General features: G+C 38.9%; 1 protein-coding gene, 1 tRNA gene and 1 pseudogene. All 3 read right to left on the bottom strand.

The genetic code is table 11. The features are described from left to right. Nucleotides 1-368: 368 nt before the first annotated feature. Nucleotides 369-442: transfer RNA gene (locus tag WBF61_RS04485), tRNA-Arg, on the bottom strand. A 149-nt stretch (nt 443-591) separates the two neighbouring features. Further along, on the bottom strand, nt 592-1830 hold the full coding sequence (locus WBF61_RS04480; protein ID WP_424254289.1) for an aminopeptidase: 1239 nt from the start codon (nt 1828-1830) through the stop codon (nt 592-594). Nucleotides 1831-1953: 123 nt separating this feature from the next. Continuing rightward, nucleotides 1954-2365, bottom strand: a pseudogene (locus WBF61_RS04475) (hypothetical protein); the annotation flags it as partial.

The raw sequence follows: 2365 nt of genomic DNA, 5'->3' as shown, positions 1-2365 counted from the left end.
GTGCAGAGCAAAAAAGTGAAGACTAATGGTTTAATGAACTCAGGCCCCTTCTGCTTACTAATAAGTAGAAGGGGCCTTTGTTTAGGTGGTGCAGCTAATCAAACGAGTTACTAAGCAATGTAGCTCTACTTGTCCAATTTAACACAAAAAACGACCAGTTAGCGCGAATGAGCAATCCAGTTATCCAAAAAAATACGGGCTGGACAACTGGACGTCAAATCAAAGCCAACTGGTCGAAAAAAATCAGCTAATGTACGAGTAGCATCTCGTTTATCCTCATCTCGTCTGTTCATCTCGAAAAAAGAGCAATAAAAAAACTCGTACATGTAGAATGCAAGAGTTAAAAGAGACAGTCTAAAGTTATTTTATGATCCTAGAGAGGTTCGAACTCCCGACCTAACGTTTAGGAAACGTTCGCTCTATCCAGCTGAGCTATAGGACCAATTCAATACGTTAGTTATCTTCTCACGCATCCTGGTATTTGTCTAGTATTATTTTAAAATAAAGAGGACTCAGTTGACTAAAAAGTCTTCTGGATCCTCTTTACTTAGGCATTACCAATAAAAATAGTAGTTAGTACCGACTAGTATATTAAGCCCAGTCGCCATTACGGAAGATAGGAACAACACTGCCATCAGCGCGGATACCATCAACATCCATTTTATCCGAACCAATCATGAAGTCTACGTGCACATTTGAGCGGTTCAAGCCAGCTGCTTTTAACTCATCTTCAGACATTTCAGTACCGCCAACTAAACTAAAAGCGTATGCGGATCCCAATGCCAAGTGGTTAGAGGCATTTTCATCAAACAATGTGTTAAAGAACGTAATACCGGATTGAGAAATAGGAGAAGGATCTGGCACTAAGGCTACTTCACCTAAACGAGCAGCTCCGTCATCCGTTTGAATGAGTTGTTTTAAGACATCTTCGCCTTCACCAGCAGTTACGCTGACAACTTTGCCATCTTTAAAAGTGAATTCCATATCCATTAGTGTATTTCCAGCATAGCTTAATGGCTTAGTACTTCTGACAACGCCATCGACACGGTTTGCATCAGGAGCCGTAAAGACTTCTTCAGTAGGCATATTAGCCATGAAACGCTCGCCACGAACATTGTCACTACCAGCACCTTCCCAACGGTGGTTAGCAGGTAAACCGACTGTTAAGTCTGTACCAGGAGCCGTGTAATGCAAAGCTGTAAATTGTTCTTTGTTTAATTCGTCAGCTTTTTCATTTAAGACTACATCTTTTTTCTCCCAAGTAGCAATGGGATCTTCATCGAAAATATGAACAGCTTTAAAGATCGCTTCCCATAACGCGTCTACTTGTTCAGTGGATGTTTCTAAATCAGGAAAGACTTTAGCCGCCCATTTTTCACTTGCAGCTGCAGCTACAACCCAACTAACTTTATTGGATTGAGTGGCTTTGCGTTGTACACTCAAAGCTTTTCCGTTAGCTGATTGAAAAGCCGCAATTTTCTTGCTGTCGATACCAGATAAAGCATCTGGGTCAGAAGACACAAGGCTAATACGACTAGCACCTTTGGCAACCATGGCTAAAGACTCATCAATTTTATATTGTGGAATAGCGGTTAAAATTTCTTCAGGAGTGTGTTCCATCTGCTCACGATTGATAACATCGTCAGCCCATTTAATAATGACCTCAACTGCGCCCAAAGCATAGGCTTTTTTAGTAATTAAGCGTGCTAGCGGAGCTTGGTCGACGGCAACTTGAAGAACAACTGTATGTCCTTTTTGTACGTTGATTCCTGTTTTAACAATTGCCTCAGCGTATTTATTTAATAATTCATCAAAATTAGTTAAACCCATATAAATTATTCCTCCTATAAATGTGTAAGTTAGTTAACTTAATAATCATAGCATAAGACTTGTTTTGAAACAATTTCTTGATTTCATAAAGAAGAAAAAAGTGCAAATGAACCATCGAACGGCTTAGGATTTTTTAGGGTCAAGGCCCATAAACGCATCAAAAGTATCAGAATTTTGATTTTTCAATCTTTTTTTTTCATTAGCAAGAAATCTTTCTTGAAAAATATTAATGCGTTCATCAATAATGGTTCCATTTTTGATGATAAGAGCGTTGTCTAAAATGTCATTAAAACGGTTTTCAATCAAATCGTCAATGTATTTAGCTGTTTCTTTTGAAATGGCACTAGAAGAAGAACGATAAAAAATAGTTGGTGTGTGCTCGACGGCATAATGGACTACACCATTTATCTCATAAATGGGTTCGGTTAGTGAGGTAGGGATTGTTGATTCGATAGCACCATTTTCGTCGCAACTAACATCAATAATCATCGTACCGGGCTTTAGATTTATTAAATCCGCACGGTAAACTAAATGG

Origin of the sequence: Carnobacterium sp. (assembly GCF_049673005.1) — a bacterium.
Lineage (GTDB): Bacteria > Bacillota > Bacilli > Lactobacillales > Carnobacteriaceae > Carnobacterium_A.
This window is presented reverse-complemented; position numbering and strand designations above follow the sequence as displayed.

What these genes read in the sequence shown, in the direction of transcription:
- WBF61_RS04480 (WP_424254289.1), bottom strand. Translation starts at nt 1,830, where the DNA reads ATGGGTTTAACTAATTTTGATGAATTATTAAATAAATACGCTGAGGCA.